Origin of the sequence: Gordonia sp. C13, assembly GCF_023218005.1 — a bacterium.
GTDB classification, from domain to species: domain Bacteria; phylum Actinomycetota; class Actinomycetes; order Mycobacteriales; family Mycobacteriaceae; genus Gordonia; species Gordonia namibiensis.
The window spans coordinates 44,162-62,055 of the sequence record NZ_JALPSY010000032.1; the positions used below are offsets into that span (position 1 = coordinate 44,162).

The following is a 17,894-nucleotide window of genomic DNA, read 5'->3' on the forward strand; positions in this document are numbered from 1 at the left end:
ACATTCTCAACTGCCGTGGAGCCGGGAGCGATCAAGTGACTTACTTATTGGTCGTTTTCATGGGTGTCGTAGGCTTTATCTCGATCGCCATGTTCCGTGTTCCAGTTCTTGTTGCCCTCATCGTTCTGGGTCGTGCGGTTTCCGACGTGGGACATGCAGCGGGTCACGCTTTGTTTCCCACCGGGTTAGTATCTGTAGCGCTCTCCTTATTTGCCTGGTTGGTTCTGTTCCTCAAGTCTCCGACGCAGCTCGGACAGCTAAAAGCGAGTAGTGCTGCTCTGGCGTTAGCGAGCGGAGGAACGATACTTGTCTATTTTTACTACTTTGGGTTGAGTGCTGAGCCAGTTGTTTACCTGCTAAAGCTTTCGTCGCTGATCCCAATCTTCTTGTTGGCAAGAAGCGTTTCATCTACGCCGCAATCCTCCGTCAGGGCAACAGCGTTGCTCTCTTGGTCAGCCACTCTGCCGTGTGCACTACTTCTTGGAGGGCTAATCTTGCTGCCCGGGCTCACGGTTGGTGAGAACGGTCGGCCGTCGGGAACGTTCGTGCATGCGAACGCAGCAGGTAGTTTCATCTCGATAGCGGTTGTGATTCTAGTCTGGCTATGTCTGACACAGAGTCGACGCTTTCTGGTTCCTGTCTGCGTCGCACTTGTCGCCCTGGTACTGACGGGTAGCTTGAATGCGGTGATCACCGCTGTCGTAGGTGTGATTGTCCTGTGCTGTTGGCTTCCGACTACAGCAGTTGCACGGTTTGCTGGAGTTATCCTCTGCGGGCTCGGCTCGTGGCTTGTCGTAATTCTTACGCCGCTCGGCGGTCGCCTCGAAGAGGCACTTGCCTCGGATTTTTCATCTGCCATTGCTTTGGGCGTGAGTAGAAATAGTCTTGAATGGCGCTTTATCAACTGGTCGCTGCTCCTGGACACGTGGCGCGAAAGTCCCACATTTGGCTGGGGAATCGGTTCTACGTCAACCGTGATCCAGCCTTTGGGAGGGCCGCCTCACAGCCTCTCAGTCCAATTGCTGGTTGAGACTGGAATTCTGGGTGTCATTTTAACAATGATATTCGGCGCCATTTGTATCGCTAGCTTTTATCGGAACTTGCGTATCGATCCCCGCTCGCCCTATCTAGCAATTGGCGCTGCCGTTACTGTGTCGCTCTTAGTTAACGGTCTCGCGTCAAACTTGCTAAGTAGCGGCGCGGCCTTGTACCTGGCGGCACTACTCTACGGCATTTGCGGAGGCTTGCAGAGATCAAGATTTGTGGATGTTCGCGGCGCGGTATCAGGCCAGTTCTTGCCAAGCAGTTTCGGTCACAACGAGGAACTTGCGACGGTGCTCGGCCGGCGCACTAACGGAGATTTATGATGCGGTCTTTATTCGAGAATATTGGAGCGGATTTCAAGGCGAACCGGTCGAGGTGTCATCTATTTGTATTCTTGATTCTATATCGGATTGCGCATACATTCAGATCCTCCAAAAGTAGTGCGGTTCGTACGCTCGTTGGAATTCCGGCGGCGATCGTCTATCGGGCCGCAGGTCTATTCTTCTTTGGAATCGATATCCCGGCCCGAACTGTGATAGGCGGGGGGTTCGCAATTCACCACGGATTTGGTCTTGTCGTCCACGCTGACTCGCGTTTGGGTAGCAACGTCACAGTTCGTCATGGCGTGACGATTGGAGCTCTGTCAGGCTCGGACCGTGCTCCCGTTGTAGCTGACGGTGTCGACATTGGTGCCGGGGCGCTGGTAATTGGGGATCTCACGGTCGGGGAGAGAGCCGTAATCGGAGCAGGAGCTGTTGTCATACGCGACGTGGAGGCGGGAGGTATCGTGGTTGGTAATCCCGCCCGCGTGCTGCCTTCCGCGTGAAGGATGTCCGAGTTACCTACGTAGGTACTCCGGAGAGCGGTAACTGAAGTTGGAAATCTGCTGGGACCTGGCAAATAGGTCTTGCGTCTCGGTACGGCCCATGCAAGATGACTCATTTGACCGGGATAACTGGTCCTTGAATTTTGGAGCGGATCATGAATAGCGATGGCTCTTCTAACGTGATAGAGCGAGAGCAGCTTCGAGGGTTCATCTCGTCCCTCCGAGACCGGTGGTACTACATCGTGCTTCCCGGATTGATTCTCGGCGTGTTGGCGATGGCCGTTAGTTTGCTGACTACCCCCGTCTACGCTGCAAGCGCGACGATGTACGTGACTTCGGGCGACGACTCCAACGTCCAAGCGGCCTATCAAGGGTCCCTGGCTTCCCAACAGCGGATAGCGTCGTACGCGCAACTTGCATCTTCGGATGCTGTCATCAGCAGCGCCGTATCGGAATCGCACATCCCGATTAGTTCTGAGGACGTTCGCGAGAAGCTGTCGACTTCGTGGGATCCCGACACCGTGCTTCTCAACGTCACGGTTGAAGATTCTGATAGGTCCAAAGCGGTTGTGCTCGCAAACTCGCTCGCGTCGTCTCTGCAGGACTACGTCGAGTCGTTGGAGACGCCTGCGGGTGGTGGCAGTCCGATGGCGAAGTTGACCACGGTCACGCCAGCAGTTGAACCGTCGGTACCGGTGTCCCCGGACATTGAGAAGAATACGTTGATAGGTGTCGCGGTTGGCCTGCTCTTCGGTTTGCTTGCGGTGATGTTTGTTTCGCGTCTGACGAATCGGATCCAGACGCCGACCGACGTTGTCGAGGTTACAGAGAGTCCAGTTCTCGCCGTTGTTCCCCGGTTCCCTTCTTCGGCTGAATCTCCGGTTTCGTTCGGTACCGGATCAAGTCCTGCTGCGGAAGCCTACCGTCGTCTCCGAACCAACCTGTCGTTTATCGGTGTTGATTCTCCGTATCGTCGGTTTGCAGTCACAAGTGCGCTGGAGGGAGAAGGAAAGACTACGACGGCAGTCAACCTTGCGGTGTGCTTGTCTGAGGTTGGTTGCAGGGTTGTAGTCGTTGATGCTGACCTTCGGCGGCCTATGGTGGCCGTGAGGTTGGGCGTAAACCCAGATATCGGATTCACTGATTTCCTTAGCGGTAGGGCTGCGCTGGAGGATGTTCTTCAATCGACGAGCTTCAGCGGGGTGGATGCACTAGCCGGCGGCCAGATTCCGCCGAACCCCGCTGAGTTGCTCACCTCGCAGAGGGCATCTGAGGCGATCAACGCGTTGTCGAGTTTGTACGATTACGTGATCGTGGATACCCCCCCAGTTCTGCCAGTCACGGACGCTGTGATTGCGTCCAAGCTGGTGGACGGTGTAATCGTGGTCGTGCGTTCCGGCGCCTCCCGTCGACCGGACCTGGAGTCGATGCTGTCCCACCTCGATAGAGCGGATGCGGCGGTCGTCGGAGTGGTATTAGGTGACGCGCAGGCTCGCGCTGGGTATTACGCGGCCTCCTACGCGATGGAGTATGGCCAAGCGGGAGTCGGAGACTCGGCCGACAAATAGTGGCGGGGTCGCCCACAGGGGCGAAGCCCCCATCTCGTTCGGTGCCACACACACGGAGGACTGTGTTCTGGCAGCTACGAGGGGCGTCAGCCAGCAGCCGCTATGAAGAAGAGCAGGACTAGACAGGGTGGAGTACGCAGTGATGACGGCCGCGCAATGTATACCGGCGGTGCGGTGTAGAGGGCACGAGACTATTCGAAGGTCGTCGGCGATAAATTCGTGGTCTGGCGTGGGTTGTGAATGCCTAGTTCGCGGATCATGAGTGCCGGCTCACGATGGTGGTGGCTGAAGCGGTGGGGCGGAGCCCCAATGTGGGGATGGCTGCTAATTACGCTAGGCACAGTGATAGCGGTTGCGGTGCTAGTAGTTGTATCGACTTCCTCGCCTACGACAGAGACCTCGCGGCGCCCGATGGTCCTCTTCTATGGTGACTCCCTTGCGGCGGGTTCATTCTCTAACTCGGAAGGGGAGGCATTTCCCGGAAGGGTGAGCACGGCTTTGAATGCCGAATCCACGGTTGTCTCGCAAAAAGGGGTAAGAACTTACTCGTTCTTGTCTGAGCATCCACGTCCACCAGTTAAACCCGACATTGCTGTAGTCGAACTGGGTACGAATGATGTAAGCGTAACTCCACTTAACCAATTCTCCGAAAACTATCTTCGACTCATTCGTAGTTTGGAAACGGAATCTGAACACCTTGTGTGTGTAAGCGTGTGGATCAATCCATCGAAGGCGCAATCCTTCAATGCTGCCATAGAGAAACTATGCGGTATGGTCGGGGGATTCTTTGTGGATGTCACCGATCTATACAAGGATTCCCGTAATCGTGGCCCTGCAGGAGACATTGTCGATGGAGAAGTCATTGATAACTTCCATCCCAATAGTCGCGGTCATCGACAGATTGCGCAACGGATCATTTCTGTAATTTATGACAATGGTATTAGCTGACATGTTTTGAGAGTGAGCCGGGGCTCGGCCCTATCTTCAGGATCGCCTGGTTCATGTGTGTGGCGACTTCGCTTTTGCTGCGGGCGTGTACTGCGGCGTGGGCCAGGCCGACGGCCAGATGTGTTTTGCCGGTGCCTGGTGGGCAAATGAGTACGACGTTCGTCGCGGACTCGAGGTAGGCGTAGGTGCCCAGTTCGCGGATCAACGCTCGGTTTACGCCTGGGGCGGCGTCGTAGTCGAACCCGTCCAGGGTGGCCGGGGTGGGCAGGTAGGCGAACCGTAGCCGACCGGCTAGTCGGCGGGCCTCGGTGGCATCGACCTCGATCGCGAGGAGATGCTCGAGGGTTTGGGCCATCGTCCATTTTTGCTCGCCAGCGGTTGCCAGGACCTGGGGCAGGGCTTGGACGGCAGCATCGAGTTTGAGTACGGCCGGATGGCCGCGTAGTTGCTGATACAACGAGATCGCTGGTTGCGACTGTAGTGCAGCACTATTGGAGTCCGACGGTGTGATCTTGGTGGTCATGGGAGGCGGGTTCTGTTCTGTGCGGCGCGTTCGTCGACGTTGAGGTCGATGGCCGACGCCTCTACGTGGGCGGCGCCGGTGTTGGAGGCGTTGCGGCGCAACACTTCAGCAGTTGTCGTGCGGTCTGGCCGGGCGGGATTCGTTCCTTGCGGCGATGCGGCCGACGACTCGGTGAGTTGCTGCCCTGGGCGAGGGCGTCCAGGGCGACGACATGCCCGTGGTCACGCCCCTGTGCTCCCGACCCGGCGGTGGCGAGGCGATAGCGGGCGATCACGATGCCCGAGGTGGTGGCAATGTCGATATGCCCGTCGCCGAGGCGCTCACTGACGGCCACCTCGCTCATCACCAACTCCGGTGGCACCGAGTACTGGTTACCTTTCCAGGACACCAGCGCCTGACGAGACACGTGTCGCACTTCGGTGACAGTGGCCGGGTACGGCACCGGCGGTGGGGCACTCAGGTGCTCGCGTTTGGCTACGGTGAGCACTTTGGACCGGCCATCGCGGGTGCGACGCATCCGCACATCTGAGCGGGTCCGGCAGAATGTGTCACGTCTAGCCTGGGCGCCCTCGATGGTCGCCTCGTCGGGAAGTGTTCGCCACCAGCGCTACGCGGCAACGTGATTGGCCTTCTCGACCACACCCTTGCGGTTCCCGCGTCGGGGTGGGCACACCGCCACCGATACCCCGTAGTGCTGGGCTACGCCGGCGAACTCGGCAGCCACTGCCCCGGTCGAGGGATGACACACCGTGGCCATCCGGTCGAACCGCCACGTCTTGGTGACTCTCCCGGGTTTGCGGGTAGTCCGATCGATCCCGGCGATCACGTGGGGTCGGGTCATCTCCGGTGCCAGATAACCGCGCCATCGACCTGAATGCGACAGCGACCCGACAAGCAGGTGAACCCCTGCACCCCGGCCCCATTCGGCTGGTGGGTTGGGCAACTCGACCCAGTCCCACTGCGTTTCCTCACCGGGGGATGCTCGATGATCGCGTTCGCTCGTTCGGTTACCTGAGCGCAGTCGACACACTGTGGTCGTAAACCGCGGACTCGAATCTGGCGGGTGAGGGTCTGATAGGACTGGCTGTAGCCGAGGTCTTCGAGTTTGTCGCACAACGTGCGTGACCACAGATGCGGGTCCTCGGCCAGCCTCGCTCTCACGTAGTCCAGAAACGGCTCGAACGGGTCGGTCGTCGGTTTCTTTGCGCTCACCCGGCGTGCGCTCGCCGTTGAGGTAGGCGCGGATGGTTTTCCTGTCGTGGTCGGTATGGCGGGCGATCGCTGTAGTGCGTGTACTTCCACATCGTCCTCCCGTGTCACATGAAAGCGGGCCTCCCGTGTGCTGGTGAGTGGTCAGAGACCATCAGCTTCACGGGAGGCCCGCCTGCTCTGGCGGAGCCACACGGGTGAGGAATTCAGATGAGCATCACTGGGGAATTTCGATGAGCGCCGTCAACTGATGCCATCATCGGCGTCCTCGACAACGCGCCTAAGCTCTATCGTTGCATCGAGGAGTGGGAGTACGTCCGCGCGGGCCAGGGCAGGCTGGTGGCGATCAAGCGACCACGGGTGCAGTGGGTCATGCTCGAGAACGTCTACGTGCGCGAGGTCGGCGGGTACCAAGACAAGTAACCCCTCGGAGGAGCGTGCGCCTCGCGAAAGCCCCTGGAATCGCATTGCAGGCCAGGGGCTTTCGCGCGCCAAGGAAAGGTTCCAAGTGGTGCGCGTCTCGAATAGCGCGAGGATCCCATGACGGTCGAAAGCATCGCAGAGTTCCACATCCGCGCCGATGCCGAGCTGGAAGTCATCGCGCCGTCGATCATCGCGCCCAACTAGTATGGCAAGCGCGCTTAAGCAGCGCGTGCAACCGACGCCTGATGATCTTCCACCGACTCCTCGACGGACGGCCTCGATGCTATATGCGAAGGTCGGTGGGAGGAGATCGAGAAGCGGCGAGAGTCGCTAATCCCCAAGTTCTTCCGCCCGCCGTGCAGTAGTCGGCTATGTCCGGGCGTTGAACTTGCCACGCGCCTCGGCGAAGTAGCCGTACCGCTCGATCGCCGCCTCCAGCTCCACGTGCAGCGGACGCAGGCGCACGAACTGGTCCTCGTCGTCGAGGGCCTCGCGTACCAGGGCGGCCAGGCGATTGACCTCCGCCGTAGCCTCCTCCAGGCACTCTGCGGTGTGGCTGTCGAGCATGTCCAGCTCACACTTCTTCATCCGCTGGGCACGGGTCATGCCGAACATGTCGAACAGTCCCATCGGCCTACTTCCGTTGCATTGGTGGATCAGATACACGGGTGCGTGCAGCATGTATCGATTTTCTCCGACTGGAGACGCTGGGGCAGGAACCGCTGCCACTTGCGACCCAGAAACGTCGTGGTCTCTTCAGGGCTTGATCGCGCCGCAATACATCAGCGCCGCAACCGGATTGCACCAGTAGTGCCGTGCCAGGGCGATGATGTCATCCGACTCTGGCCGTCCCAGCCTCATGCGGCGGTTCAGCCACGTACGGCGTGAGATGTCGAGGGTCTCGGCCAGCTCTGTCTGCGTGATTTTACGGCCCGTGACCCGCTCCAGGAACTCCTCCAGCGACTTCGTGTGACTCATCGGAGAATGTCCCTAACGTTCGTAGTTTCTGTGGCTGATCGTGGCGGGACCGCCCGGTATGCTGTGCTGGCCTGGGGCCGAAGGAAATCGCTCTCAACGAGATCGACGTTCACGTTCGGTGTCACTGGGCGATGGCTCGTCGGCGGAAGCCTGCCGACTGGGCCGAATGTCGACGGTGTCAGAAATCGAGTGCCCCCACCAGGGCTCGAACCTGGGACCTGCGGATTAAAAGTCCGTAGCTCTACCAACTGAGCTATAGGGGCGTGCCCCGGGTAGCCGGGGCGTCGACGAGTTTACAGCTTGCCCCGCGAGTACGAGCGGGGGCATCGACGTGTGTCGCGCGGGCGCCCACGGCATTTTTGAGCCGGGCGCCGCCACGCCCTGTTGCGAGGCTGAATGGGGGGCGGTTGTGGGCGGGCGCGGGCGCGTGTCTCGACAGGGCGCAGAGGCCGCTGCGAACCAACGTGCCAGACCTTGATCGCGGAGCTGCGCATGACGTTCCACGCGGAGGTCTCCACGTGTCCTGCGCAGATGCATCAAAACTGGCCGTTTTATACCCCTGACCACACGATTTGTGGTTTGCTCGAAACCTGTCATAAGCTATGCGAGCTCCCAGCGGAGAAGCGAGACCGGCCCCCTTCGTCTAGCGGCCTAGGACGCCGCCCTTTCAAGGCGGTAGCGCGGGTTCGAATCCCGTAGGGGGTACGCCTGGACGGCACTCGGCAACGAGAGTCGGACAGAACAATTAAACAAGGCCCTGTGGCGCAGTTGGTTAGCGCGCCGCCCTGTCACGGCGGAGGTCGCGGGTTCGAGTCCCGTCAGGGTCGCCAGAGATGACCGGCGCATTCGGTTCTACCGGATGCGCCGGTTGTCTTAGGGCCAGGTAGCTCAGTTGGTACGAGCGTCCGCCTGAAAAGCGGAAGGTCGTCGGTTCGATCCCGACTCTGGCCACCATGAAAACCTCCCGGTTTCCCCGGGAGGTTTTTTGGTGTCTGGGGGGCGGAGGAACCGAAGGGGATCGGCCGCCGCCGATTACGGGTCGTCGGTGGCCGCCGGCACGGTGAGTTCCACCAGTCGCGTGTCGAGGGCGTCGGCCACCGCGTCGACTTCGCTACTGAGACAGCACGGCGAGCCTTTTGTCGCCGCGCGGTCGGGTTGGGCGGAGCAAGAACAGTAGTAGAGCCCTTCGTTGGGTTGGCGCGTCAAGAATGCGCGAGCCTAGCTAGGCTTTCGTCCATGAAGCGTCGTCGCATTGCAGCGTGGTTTGTCTCGGTTGTACTGGCTACTGTGGCTGCGATCGGTGTCGGTGCGGGCACCGCCGGGGCGGTGGTCGGTCCCACCAAACTCGGAGACCGAATTACGTACTGGTTTTGGGCGGACGACACGCGTGTCTACGCGACCGCGCACAACGTCGTGCTGACGGCGGAGTTCTATTCCCTGGACCGGAAGCCGCTGATCGGTCCGATCCAGCGTCGCTTCGACACCACGGTTCTCCTACCCGGACAAAGGATCGCGTCCACGATTTCGTCTCCTACCGGGTCATCGGGATGTGCGATCGCCATCAATGGTCGTATTAAGACACAGGTCAACGTGTATCGGGCGCACCAAACAGCGCGCTGCCGCTAAAGACCTGACTCTGGCCACCGTAAAGACCTCCCGGTTTCCCCGGGAGGTTTCTTGCTGTCTGGGGGTCGGGAGGAACCGAGGGGATCGGTCGCCGCCGGTCACGGGTCGTCGCCGGTCGGTGGCCCGGTGAGTTCCACCAGTCGTGTGTCGAGGGCGTCGGCCACCGCGTCGAGTTCCCCGTCGAACAGGTCGGCGTAGGTGTGGGCGGTGACGGTGATCGACGCATGGCCCATCGCCACCTGCAGCAGCCGCAGATCCGCGCCCGCGGCGCGGGCCAGGCTCGCGTAGGTGTGGCGCAGATCGTGCACCCGCAGCGTCGGATAGCCCAGCGCGGTGACCTGCTCGCGCCACCGCACCGCGCGCACCCAGTTCTCCCGGCTCAACCGTGCGCCTCTCGGGGAGGTGACCGCGGGGGCCGTGCGGGGCCGGCCGTCGATGCGGGCGGCCAGCACCGGGATCAGGGAGCGGGGCAGCGGCACGCTGCGGAACCCGGCCCGGCTCTTGGGTTTTCCGGTCACCAGCTTCCCGCCGACCTGGGTCATCGAGCGGCGGACCGAGATCCGCCGGCGGACCAGCTCGACGTCGGCGACGTTCAGGCCGGTCAGCTCACCCCAGCGCAGCCCGGTGTAGGCGAGGATGCGCACGATGTCGCCCTGCGCGCCGCAGCGGGTCGCCAGCTCGTCGACCTCGCCGTGCGTGAGATAGAGGTGTTCGGCGAGATCCAGCGGCGGGAACACCGTCCGCTCGGCGGGGTTCTTCACCAGCAGACCCTCGAGCACCGCGTGCGCCAGGATCATCCGCAGCAGCGAGTGCCGCCACCGCTGGGTCCGCGCCGAGCAGTCCATCCCGTTCACCCACCCCTGGATGGACTCCCGGTCGACCTTGGTCACCGGCCAGGTCCCGAACGCCGGCGCCACGTGCAGCCGCCAGTTGTCCTCGAAGCCGCGCCGTACCTTGGGTGTCACATCCTGGCGGGTGGCCAGCCAGGACGCATAGACCGCGGCGACGGTGAAGGCGTCACCGCGCCGCGGGTCGAACACCACACCCCGGTTGCGGGCGGCGACCGTCTCGGCTTCGAAGGCCCGCGCCTCGCGCTGCGTGCCGAACGCCTTGCTCCGCGTGCGGCCGTCGGGCAGCCGCCAGTTCACCCGCCAGCGGGGTGCGCCGGAACCGGTGCGGTACTTGGTGATACTCATCGAAACCGGCCGGCGTCTGCGGCTGCTCGGGTGGTCCGGTCCGTCCCGGCGGTGCGGTGTGCGTCCATGGCGCTGTCTCCTTAACCCTGGCGGGGGGCATCCGGCGCGAACCCGGGGACCTGCGGATGACAAGTCCGTAGCTCTCCCGGCGTGACTGCTCCCCGGCGCGTCCGCGCGCCGCAGCGGGTCACCTGTGCCGCGGCGCCCCCTCGCCGTCGTTGGGGCGGTCCAGAATGAGACGCACACGGTGCGTGTCCGGTTCCCCGACGGTCGCCGGTAGCGGTTCGCGGTGGACTTCGGTGAATGCGTGCTGAGGACGCGGCACGGGACACATCCCCCGATCGGTGGGCCATCGCCGGTGCGGGGCCACATAATTCCCTGCATGAGGAATCGCGCCACATCGGTGATCGTCCGCAGCACGTACGGGACCGCGGCCGTCGAGTGGTTCCTCATCATCGCGATCGCCACCATCCTCATCACCCGCGCCTACCTGGCCGCCACCGGCTACCCGCAGGTCGGGGGCGGCACCCTGCACATCGCGCACGCCCTGTGGGGCGGGGCGCTGATGATGGTGGCGCTCATCATCGGCTGGCTGTTCCTCGGCGCCACCGCGCGGGTGACGGCGGTGGTGGTGGGCGGCATCGGGTTCGGGCTGTTCCTCGACGAGGTGGGCAAGTTCGTCACCCGCGACAACGACTACTTCTACGGGCCGGCCCCGGAGATCATGTACATCCTGGTGGTCCTGGTGCTGCTGGCCAGCCGCATCGTCCGGGACCTCAAACCGCCCACCGGTGCCGAGGCGCTGGCCAACGCGGCGTCGATCGCCGCCGAGGCTGTCGCCCACGGGTTGCCGGAGCGTCGTCGGCAACTGGCCGAGGAGTTCCTCGTCGTCGCCGGGGAGAACGGCTCCGATTCCGCCGCCATCGCCAACGTGCGGGCCCTGCTGGAATCGAGCCGGGGCACGCCGGATCGGCTGATGATCCTGCGGGACCGGGCCGTCGGACTGATCCCGGACGTCTTCCGCAGCCCGCGCTGGGTGTCGATCGTGGGGTGGGGTCTCGTGGTTGCCTCAGGGCTCGGGGTGCTCGTCGGCGCGCTCAGTTTCGTCCTCACTGGGGAACAGACCGACGAGGTCGACATCTACCTCGAACTCGCCGACAACGCCCCGGCCACCTGGATTCTGTTCCTCAGCGGCATCGTGGTGTTCGTCCTCGCGCTGCCGGCGATGATCGCGCGCCGCCGGGGCGGCGGCGTCCGGCCGCTGCGGGCGCTGCGCGTCGCGGCGCTGGTGTTCCTGATGAGCAACGCCCTCGTCGACTTCGCGATGGAAGGCTTCGGCGCGCTGCTCAACGTCGCCATCGGGCTGTTCGCCCTCAGCGTGCTCGGCTACCACCTCGGGCAGGCCGTCACGGCGTCGGACGGGAACCATGATCAACTGAGGGTGTGACTCACCTCGAGCGGGCAGTGGCGGCGCAACGCGTCGAACGGTTCGAGCATCGGAGGGTCGAGGTTCCGGGAGCGAGACCTGCATCCGTGGTGCTGGCCGTCACCGAGAAAGACGGCCGCCAGGGCATCTGGCTGTGCAAACGACCGTCGACGATGCGCCGCCACGCCGCGCAGTTCGCCCTGCCCGGCGGCCGGCTGGACCCGGGGGAGGACCACATCACCGCGGGCCTGCGGGAACTCGACGAGGAGCTCGGCGTGCAGCTGCCGCCCGAGTCGGTGCTGGGCGAGCTCGACGACTATCCGACGCGATCGGGGTTCGTGATCACCCCGATCGTCTGCTGGGCCGACGAGTATCAGGAGCCGACCCCGAATCCGGCCGAGGTGGCGCAACTGTTCTTCGTGACCTTCGACGAACTGGCCGTGGCGCCGCGGTTTCTCACCATCCCGCAATCGGACCGTCCGGTGATCCAGCTGCCGATCGTCGACGCGCTGGTCCACGCACCGACCGCCGCGGTGATCTACCAGTTCGCCGAGGTCGTGCTGCGCGACCGCCCCACCCGCGTCGACGAATTCGAACAACCCGTATTCGCCTGGAAATAGACCGCTAGTGGGTCAATCGACAAACATGGACGAACGTCCCATCTCATTCCCGGGGTATCCAGATGTGCTCTGCGACACAAATTTCCGCTGATCGGACGACGCGTACTCGTATGGCAGGTTACTCGCTGGTTGGGCATGATTACGACCGTGAACAATGCCAATTCTTCGAATGCGGCGGCTGATCCGTCTTTCGAGGCCCGCTCAAGTGACTGGGCTCCGGCACCGAGTACGACGCCGCAGCCGCCCGGCATCGAGCCGGCCAAGGTCGTCTACCGCTACGAGTACAAAGATCCCTACGCGCCCATGTCCACGCGCAAGCAGGTCATCCTGGGCTGCGTGATCTCCCTCGTCGTCATCGCCTTCATGGTGGCCGCCCTCGTCGTCGGGCGCGGATAGTCTCCGACGCCGCGTCGTCCGCCGGTGGCCTCTGTGCCACGAAAAACTCTGTGCCGGGCGTGACCCCGCACTGGCCGGCGCAGGTGGCAGGTGACCGCGACGCCGACCGATTCCTCCGGTCCGACGGCGATGAGGCTGGCAGACGTGGTACCCGGGCCGACCTCACCCGATTCCGCAGTGCGCGACACCGACTCGGCGATCCGGTGCGGGTTTGGCGAGAAGCGCCCTCGGGTATCGAGATAGTACGGTCGGGTTCCTCCCCCCGATACCCGACCGTCCGGCCGGGGGCTCCCCCCCACCCGGCCGAGGGCGCCCGGGCTGAGGAACATCGGCCCGGGCGCCTGCCTCGAGTTCCTGCCGCTGCCCACTCGGCCGGCCCGCGCAGCGCCGTACCTCCGGGATTCCCGCGGCAGGGCCGCATACCGGGGGTTATGGGCGGAATCGATCGATCGGTCCGGTCAGCCACTCCGCTCCGACGGGGTTGGCGCTGTGCACGCGGATCTCTCCGCTCGGCCACGACTCGTGCGCATACATCCACGGCACCACCGAACGAGGTGTCGTCCCCGCCGAGGTCGTGATCGAGGGGCAGGGCACCACGTCGTACTCGGAGAGCCTCGCGATCGCCTCGTCACTCGTCGTGGCCCACACCCATCCGTCCGGCGGGGTGCGCGGATCGTCGACCCACAGGTTCACGGCTAGTTCCTCCAGGCCCTGTCGAGTGGAATTCGGGCCACCACCGCGGGCTGACCCGTGGTGACGGGGATCACACCAGAAAGTTCGCCCCGGGGAATGAATCCGGACCATGGTCCGTTTACAGTATCGATGGGTCGCGAAGGCCCACACGAACCGAGACCACCTCGCTCGTCTGGAAGGACGCAATCATGACCGCAGCCACCACCGTCAAGGCCCCGATCCCCGCCGGCACCTGGACCATCGACGCCGTGCACTCCACCGTCGGCTTCTCCGTCAAGCACCTCATGGTCAGCAAGGTGCGCGGCACCTTCGACACCTTCTCCGGCACCATCACCGTCGCCGAGGACGGCACCCCCGCCGTGCAGGCCGAGGTCGACGTGACCTCGATCAACACCAAGAACGAGCAGCGCGACGGCCACATCAAGTCGGCCGACTTCTTCGACGCCGAGCAGTTCCCCAAGGCCACCTTCGTCTCCACCAGCGTCCGCCAGAACGGTGACGACTACGTCCTCGACGGTGACTTCACCCTCAAGGGAGTCACCAAGCCGGTCAGCCTGGAGCTGGAGTACAACGGCACCCACCCGGGCATGGGCCAGGGCGTCGTCGCCGGATTCGACGCCAAGACCGTCCTCAACCGCAAGGACTTCGGCATCGACATCGAGATGCCGCTCGAGGGTGGCGGCGTCGTCGTCGGCGACAAGATCACCATCACGCTCGAGATCGAGGCTCTCCAGGCCTGATCTCCCGCCACACCCCGTCCGGGCTCGACACCCCTGAGCCCGGACGGTCCACGGACCGGCACCACGCATCCCCCGCGTCGGTGCCGGTCCGTCGTTGTGTGCGGAGCATGGGTCGGTGGAACCGACCACATCGGGACCTTTGATGTGACGTGCGCGTCACCGACTTGGGTACGCTGCGAGTATCGCCAGCAGGCAGGAGAGGCCCATGGGACGCAGGTGCCGCACCCGCCGTGGCGTGCCGTGGACGCGGTTGAGACGCCGCACCGCCGGGATGCTCTGGGGTCTGCCCACGGTGCTGGGTCCCAGGGCGTGGGCTCGGGTCGGCCCGGACATGCGGGCCCGGATCGCCCGTCACGCGACCGTCACAGCGATGACCGGTGTCGCCGCCAGTAACGCGCTGATCGGTGTCGAGACCTTCCTGCTCGTGCAACTTGCGTTCAACGGCGGCCAGCTCACCTTCGCCGAGACCCTCGGCGCCCCCAACTTCCCGGCCGTCGTCGGCGCGATCGTCACCGGCATCCTCGTCAACCTGCTGCTCGGCCTGCTCGTCTTCCGGCCGCAGCTGAAATGGTTCGTCAGCTGCCAACCCGCGAACCATGCGCGTCGGCGCTCCGTGCAGCGAATCCCGGGATACCAGCTGCTGGCCACCGTCAGCGCCTGGTTCAGCGCGGCCCTGTTCTACGTGCTCGTCGCCGACGCCCTCAGCGTCGCGACTGTCGCCGGTGTCGCGGTGGCGTTCACCCTCGCCGGCCTGTCCAGTGCGTGCCTGACCTACCTGTTCGTCGAACGTGCCGCCCGGCCGCTGGCCATCGTCGTCCTCGAGGACTTCCCGGCCAACCACGTCATGAACGGCGTCCGCATCCGGTTGCTCATCGTGTGGGCGGTCAGTTCGGCGGTACCGATGATCGGCCTGCTCACCGTGAACGCCGGACGCTTCACCGGGATGCTGCCCGACGTCTACGGCGCCGTCGACTGGACCACCGTGATCCTCACCGTCGTCGGACTCGCCGCCGGTGCCCGTGTCATCGTCCTGGTCGGACAGGCCATCACCGATCCGCTGACCGAGATGCGTCGGGCCGTCCACCGAGTCGATCACGGCGACTACGACGCCCGCGTGCCCGTCTACGACTCGTCGGAACTCGGTGTCCTGCAACACGGATTCAACGTGATGGTGCAAGGACTCGCCGAACGCGACCGGATGCGCGAGATCTTCGCCCGGCACGTCGGTGACACCGTCGCCGACCTCGCGATCTCCGACGGCGTCGGCATGCACGGCACCAACACCGAGGTGGGCGTTCTCTTCGTCGACATCGTCGGCTCGACGCGGCTCTCCCAGCACCGCAGCCCGGACGACGTCGCCGAACTCCTCAACGCCTTCTTCAGCATCGTCTTCGACGTCGTCGACCAGCACTCCGGCTTCGTGAACAAGTTCGAAGGCGACGCCGCACTGGCAGTCTTCGGAGCGCCCGTCGAGATCGATGACCCCGCCGGGCACGCGCTCGCCGCCGCCCGCGACCTCGCCGACCGCTTGTCCAAGAGCCTCGACATCCGGTGGGGGATCGGCGTCTCCCACGGCGAGGTCTTCGCCGGCAACATCGGCGCCGAACGACGCTACGAGTACACCGTCATCGGCGACCCGGTGAACGAATGCGCACGACTGTCCGACATGGCCAAGACCGGTCGCGTCCCCGCCCTCGCCAGCGGCGCCGCCATCGACGCGGCCGGCGCCGAAGCCGACGAATGGGAACTCCTCGGCAGCCGCATCATGCGCGGCCGGTCCCAGCCGACCGAGTTCTACGCCCCGTCCGACCTCGTCGAACGGCTCGGGTCGTCGGGCAACCTGATCGCCGAACTGCTGCGCCCGGCACGACGCATCGTCGGCGCCAATCCCCTGAAGCTGACGACGTTCTTCGGCGGCTGACGACCCGCTGCAACCAAAACCTCCGCAACTCGAGACGAATCGTTGACGGCGTTCCGGGGCGTCAATAGCGTGGGCCGCAGGGTCGCGGCGAGGGCGCCGGACCGACATACCATCCCAGGGGGCTGTGATGAGCGGTTGGACGTCAGCGAACATTCCGGATCAGACGGGGCGCACCTTCGTGGTGACCGGCGCGAACAGCGGCCTCGGGGCCGAGTCGGCCAAAGCGCTCGTCGCCGCCGGCGCCAACGTCATCCTGGCGTGCCGCAACACCGCCAAGGCCGACGCTGTGGCGTCGAAACTGGGACCCAACGCGACCGTCGCCCAGCTCGACCTCGCGGATCTCTCGTCGGTTCGGGCGTTCGCATCGAGCTTCACCGGCGCCGACGTCCTCATCAACAACGCCGGGCTCATGGCCGTACCGTTGCGACGCACCGCCGACGGCTTCGAGATGCAGATCGGCACCAACCACCTGGGCCACTTCGCGCTCACCGCGCTGCTGCTGCCGAAGATCACCGACCGCGTCGTCACCGTGTCGTCGGGCGTGCACCAGATCGGGAACATCCAACTCGACGACCTCAACTGGGAGAAGCGCCGCTACCGCCGCTGGCAGGCCTACGGCGACTCCAAGATGGCCAACCTCATGTTCGGGCTCGAACTCGCCAAGCGGCTGGCGGAGGCCGGGTCGTCGAAGCAATCGTTCATCGCCCACCCCGGTTATGCCGCAACGGAATTGCAGGGTCGGAGCGAGAACTTCATGGACGCTGCGGCGAAACTGATGAACAGACTGCCGATCGCGCAGCCGGCCGCAGACGGGGCACTGCCCCAGCTCTACGCCGCGACGATGTCGGGCCTGCCGTCCGGCACCTATTACGGACCGACCAAACTCTTCGGACTGCACGGCGCTCCCGGACGGAACAAGTACAAGAAGGCGGCCGACGACGCCGACTTCCGCGCGGCGCTCTGGGCGGAATCGGAGAAGCTGACGGGGGAGAGGTTCGACGTGTCGGCGGGTTCTGCTGGTTGAGTAGGTGAGGAGCGATAGCGACGAGTCGTATCGAAACCAGGCTGGTGGGCTGACCTCGATATGGTCCTCGGCTAGCGCCTCGGTCCTACTCGGCCAGCAGGACCGCTGGTTGAGTAGGTGAGGAGCGATAGCGACGAGTCGTATCGAAACCAGGCTGGTGGGCTGACCTCGATATGGTCCTCGGCTAGCGACTCGGTCCTACTCGGCCAGCAGCGGATCGTGTCTGGTTTGGCTATCGGTCCTACTCGGCCAGCAGGACCGCTGGTTGAGTAGGTGAGGAGCGTTAGCGACGAGCCGTATCGAAATCAGCTCCGCAACGGGCTTATTCACCCGGCGGGGAGGCGTCCCGCTTCCACTTCTTGCGCGCCAGCTCCGGCAGCAACTCGAACTGCCCATTGATGAGCGCCAAGCGTTTTGCTCGCGACCAGCCGTGGAGATGTACTTCGGCGTCATATGCCTCGCCGACGTGCTCGAACTCCTGCTGATAGACGAGGCGTACTGGCCGGCGGGATCGGGTGTACACCGAACCCCGCCCGCTGTCATGTTGCTGGATCCGGTTGTCTAGGTTTCGTGTGCTTCCGACGTACAAACTGCCGTCGGAACATTCGAGGATGTAGAGGTACGCGCCCATGCAAGGACTATCGATCGAGATGGCTGAGCCCTCGGTCCGGGAACGCACAGCGCCGCGCCGGCATCTCACTTTGTCCACAAGTGGTTTCGATACGGTCCTCGG

General features: G+C 63.8%; 15 protein-coding genes, 4 tRNA genes and 2 pseudogenes. 13 read left to right on the forward strand and 8 right to left on the reverse strand.

Annotated elements, in window-relative coordinates; translation table 11 throughout:
• Positions 1 to 35: 35 nt before the first annotated feature.
• The 3 genes from M1L58_RS20400 (at position 36) to M1L58_RS20410 (ending at position 4,386) form a co-directional block, all read left to right on the forward strand.
• Positions 36 to 1,367, forward strand: a complete 1,332-nt coding sequence (locus M1L58_RS20400; protein WP_248660284.1) for an O-antigen ligase family protein — start codon at positions 36 to 38, stop codon at positions 1,365 to 1,367.
• A gap of 658 nt (positions 1,368 to 2,025) precedes the next feature.
• Positions 2,026 to 3,438 carry a polysaccharide biosynthesis tyrosine autokinase gene (locus tag M1L58_RS20405; RefSeq protein WP_248660285.1) on the forward strand — a complete coding sequence of 471 codons (1,413 nt, stop codon included), beginning with the start codon at positions 2,026 to 2,028 and terminating at the stop codon, positions 3,436 to 3,438.
• Positions 3,439 to 3,849: 411 nt separating this feature from the next.
• A complete protein-coding gene (locus M1L58_RS20410) occupies positions 3,850 to 4,386 on the forward strand; it encodes an SGNH/GDSL hydrolase family protein (RefSeq protein WP_248660286.1) in 537 nt (178 codons plus the stop codon).
• Between the two features lie 58 nt (positions 4,387 to 4,444).
• On the opposite strand, the pseudogene M1L58_RS20415 reads toward M1L58_RS20410, so the two are convergent.
• The 5 genes and pseudogenes from M1L58_RS20415 to M1L58_RS20435 form a co-directional block, all read right to left on the reverse strand.
• Positions 4,445 to 4,909 (reverse strand): annotated as a pseudogene (locus tag M1L58_RS20415) (ATP-binding protein); the annotation flags it as partial.
• A pseudogene (locus tag M1L58_RS20420) lies at positions 4,906 to 6,229 on the reverse strand (Mu transposase domain-containing protein). The pseudogenes M1L58_RS20415 and M1L58_RS20420, both read right to left, overlap by 4 nt.
• A 681-nt stretch (positions 6,230 to 6,910) precedes the next feature.
• Positions 6,911 to 7,222 (reverse strand): hypothetical protein, encoded by a 312-nt coding sequence (locus tag M1L58_RS20425; RefSeq protein ID WP_248660287.1) that lies wholly within the window; start codon positions 7,220 to 7,222, stop codon positions 6,911 to 6,913.
• A 75-nt stretch (positions 7,223 to 7,297) separates the two neighbouring features.
• Positions 7,298 to 7,519, reverse strand: a complete 222-nt coding sequence (locus M1L58_RS20430; RefSeq protein WP_248660288.1) for a hypothetical protein — start codon at positions 7,517 to 7,519, stop codon at positions 7,298 to 7,300.
• A gap of 190 nt (positions 7,520 to 7,709) precedes the next feature.
• Positions 7,710 to 7,782: transfer RNA gene (locus M1L58_RS20435), tRNA-Lys, on the reverse strand.
• 369 nt (positions 7,783 to 8,151) lie between these two features.
• Here M1L58_RS20435 and M1L58_RS20440 point away from each other — a divergent pair.
• The 4 genes from M1L58_RS20440 to M1L58_RS20455 all read left to right on the forward strand — a co-directional run bounded on the left by M1L58_RS20440 (position 8,152) and on the right by M1L58_RS20455 (position 9,145).
• Positions 8,152 to 8,224: transfer RNA gene (locus M1L58_RS20440), tRNA-Glu, on the forward strand.
• A gap of 48 nt (positions 8,225 to 8,272) precedes the next feature.
• A tRNA-Asp gene (locus M1L58_RS20445) sits at positions 8,273 to 8,349 on the forward strand.
• Between the two features lie 47 nt (positions 8,350 to 8,396).
• A tRNA-Phe gene (locus M1L58_RS20450) sits at positions 8,397 to 8,473 on the forward strand.
• A gap of 282 nt (positions 8,474 to 8,755) precedes the next feature.
• Positions 8,756 to 9,145 (forward strand): hypothetical protein, encoded by a 390-nt coding sequence (locus M1L58_RS20455; protein WP_248660289.1) that lies wholly within the window; start codon positions 8,756 to 8,758, stop codon positions 9,143 to 9,145.
• Between the two features lie 98 nt (positions 9,146 to 9,243).
• Here M1L58_RS20455 and M1L58_RS20460 read toward each other — a convergent pair whose 3' ends face one another.
• The gene (locus M1L58_RS20460; protein WP_248660290.1) at positions 9,244 to 10,341 is read right to left on the reverse strand and encodes a tyrosine-type recombinase/integrase; all 1,098 of its coding nucleotides are present in this window, start codon (positions 10,339 to 10,341) and stop codon (positions 9,244 to 9,246) included.
• Between the two features lie 403 nt (positions 10,342 to 10,744).
• Between M1L58_RS20460 and M1L58_RS20465 the strand changes: the two genes are divergently transcribed.
• The 3 genes from M1L58_RS20465 to M1L58_RS20475 all read left to right on the forward strand — a co-directional run bounded on the left by M1L58_RS20465 (position 10,745) and on the right by M1L58_RS20475 (position 12,783).
• Positions 10,745 to 11,788 (forward strand): hypothetical protein, encoded by a 1,044-nt coding sequence (locus M1L58_RS20465; protein ID WP_248660299.1) that lies wholly within the window; start codon positions 10,745 to 10,747, stop codon positions 11,786 to 11,788.
• Positions 11,785 to 12,387 carry an NUDIX hydrolase gene (locus M1L58_RS20470; RefSeq protein ID WP_248660291.1) on the forward strand — a complete coding sequence of 201 codons (603 nt, stop codon included), beginning with the start codon at positions 11,785 to 11,787 and terminating at the stop codon, positions 12,385 to 12,387. Before M1L58_RS20465 ends, M1L58_RS20470 begins: the two co-directional genes overlap by 4 nt.
• A gap of 147 nt (positions 12,388 to 12,534) precedes the next feature.
• A complete protein-coding gene (locus M1L58_RS20475; RefSeq protein WP_248660292.1) occupies positions 12,535 to 12,783 on the forward strand; it encodes a hypothetical protein in 249 nt (82 codons plus the stop codon).
• 429 nt (positions 12,784 to 13,212) lie between these two features.
• On the opposite strand, the gene M1L58_RS20480 is transcribed toward M1L58_RS20475, so the two are convergent.
• Positions 13,213 to 13,476, reverse strand: coding sequence for a cyclic-phosphate processing receiver domain-containing protein (locus tag M1L58_RS20480; protein WP_248660293.1), 264 nt, complete (start codon positions 13,474 to 13,476; stop codon positions 13,213 to 13,215).
• A gap of 188 nt (positions 13,477 to 13,664) precedes the next feature.
• On the opposite strand from M1L58_RS20480, the gene M1L58_RS20485 reads away from it, so the two are divergent.
• The 3 genes from M1L58_RS20485 (at position 13,665) to M1L58_RS20495 (ending at position 17,161) form a co-directional block, all read left to right on the forward strand.
• On the forward strand, positions 13,665 to 14,216 hold the full coding sequence (locus tag M1L58_RS20485; protein ID WP_248660294.1) for a YceI family protein: 552 nt from the start codon (positions 13,665 to 13,667) through the stop codon (positions 14,214 to 14,216).
• A gap of 205 nt (positions 14,217 to 14,421) precedes the next feature.
• Entirely contained in the window at positions 14,422 to 16,137 is a 1,716-nt protein-coding gene (locus tag M1L58_RS20490) for an adenylate/guanylate cyclase domain-containing protein (protein WP_248660295.1), read from the forward strand.
• Positions 16,138 to 16,264: 127 nt separating this feature from the next.
• Positions 16,265 to 17,161, forward strand: a complete 897-nt coding sequence (locus tag M1L58_RS20495; protein ID WP_248660296.1) for an oxidoreductase — start codon at positions 16,265 to 16,267, stop codon at positions 17,159 to 17,161.
• 322 nt (positions 17,162 to 17,483) lie between these two features.
• On the opposite strand, the gene M1L58_RS20500 is transcribed toward M1L58_RS20495, so the two are convergent.
• Positions 17,484 to 17,792: a GIY-YIG nuclease family protein gene (locus tag M1L58_RS20500; RefSeq protein ID WP_248660297.1), complete on the reverse strand. Its 309-nt coding sequence runs from the start codon at positions 17,790 to 17,792 to the stop codon at positions 17,484 to 17,486.
• Positions 17,793 to 17,894 lie beyond the last annotated feature (102 nt).

Bases quoted from the DNA above. Each gene is read 5' to 3' on its own strand.
- M1L58_RS20405 (WP_248660285.1), top strand. From the start codon at position 2,026: ATGAATAGCGATGGCTCTTCTAACGTGATAGAGCGAGAGCAGCTTCGA.
- M1L58_RS20425 (WP_248660287.1), bottom strand. From the start codon at position 7,222: ATGCTGCACGCACCCGTGTATCTGATCCACCAATGCAACGGAAGTAGG.
- M1L58_RS20500 (WP_248660297.1), bottom strand. From the start codon at position 17,792: ATGGGCGCGTACCTCTACATCCTCGAATGTTCCGACGGCAGTTTGTAC.
- M1L58_RS20485 (WP_248660294.1), top strand. From the start codon at position 13,665: ATGACCGCAGCCACCACCGTCAAGGCCCCGATCCCCGCCGGCACCTGG.
- M1L58_RS20460 (WP_248660290.1), bottom strand. From the start codon at position 10,341: ATGAGTATCACCAAGTACCGCACCGGTTCCGGCGCACCCCGCTGGCGG.
- M1L58_RS20430 (WP_248660288.1), bottom strand. From the start codon at position 7,519: ATGAGTCACACGAAGTCGCTGGAGGAGTTCCTGGAGCGGGTCACGGGC.
- M1L58_RS20455 (WP_248660289.1), top strand. From the start codon at position 8,756: ATGAAGCGTCGTCGCATTGCAGCGTGGTTTGTCTCGGTTGTACTGGCT.
- M1L58_RS20495 (WP_248660296.1), top strand. From the start codon at position 16,265: ATGAGCGGTTGGACGTCAGCGAACATTCCGGATCAGACGGGGCGCACC.
- M1L58_RS20410 (WP_248660286.1), top strand. From the start codon at position 3,850: ATGGTCCTCTTCTATGGTGACTCCCTTGCGGCGGGTTCATTCTCTAAC.
- M1L58_RS20490 (WP_248660295.1), top strand. From the start codon at position 14,422: ATGGGACGCAGGTGCCGCACCCGCCGTGGCGTGCCGTGGACGCGGTTG.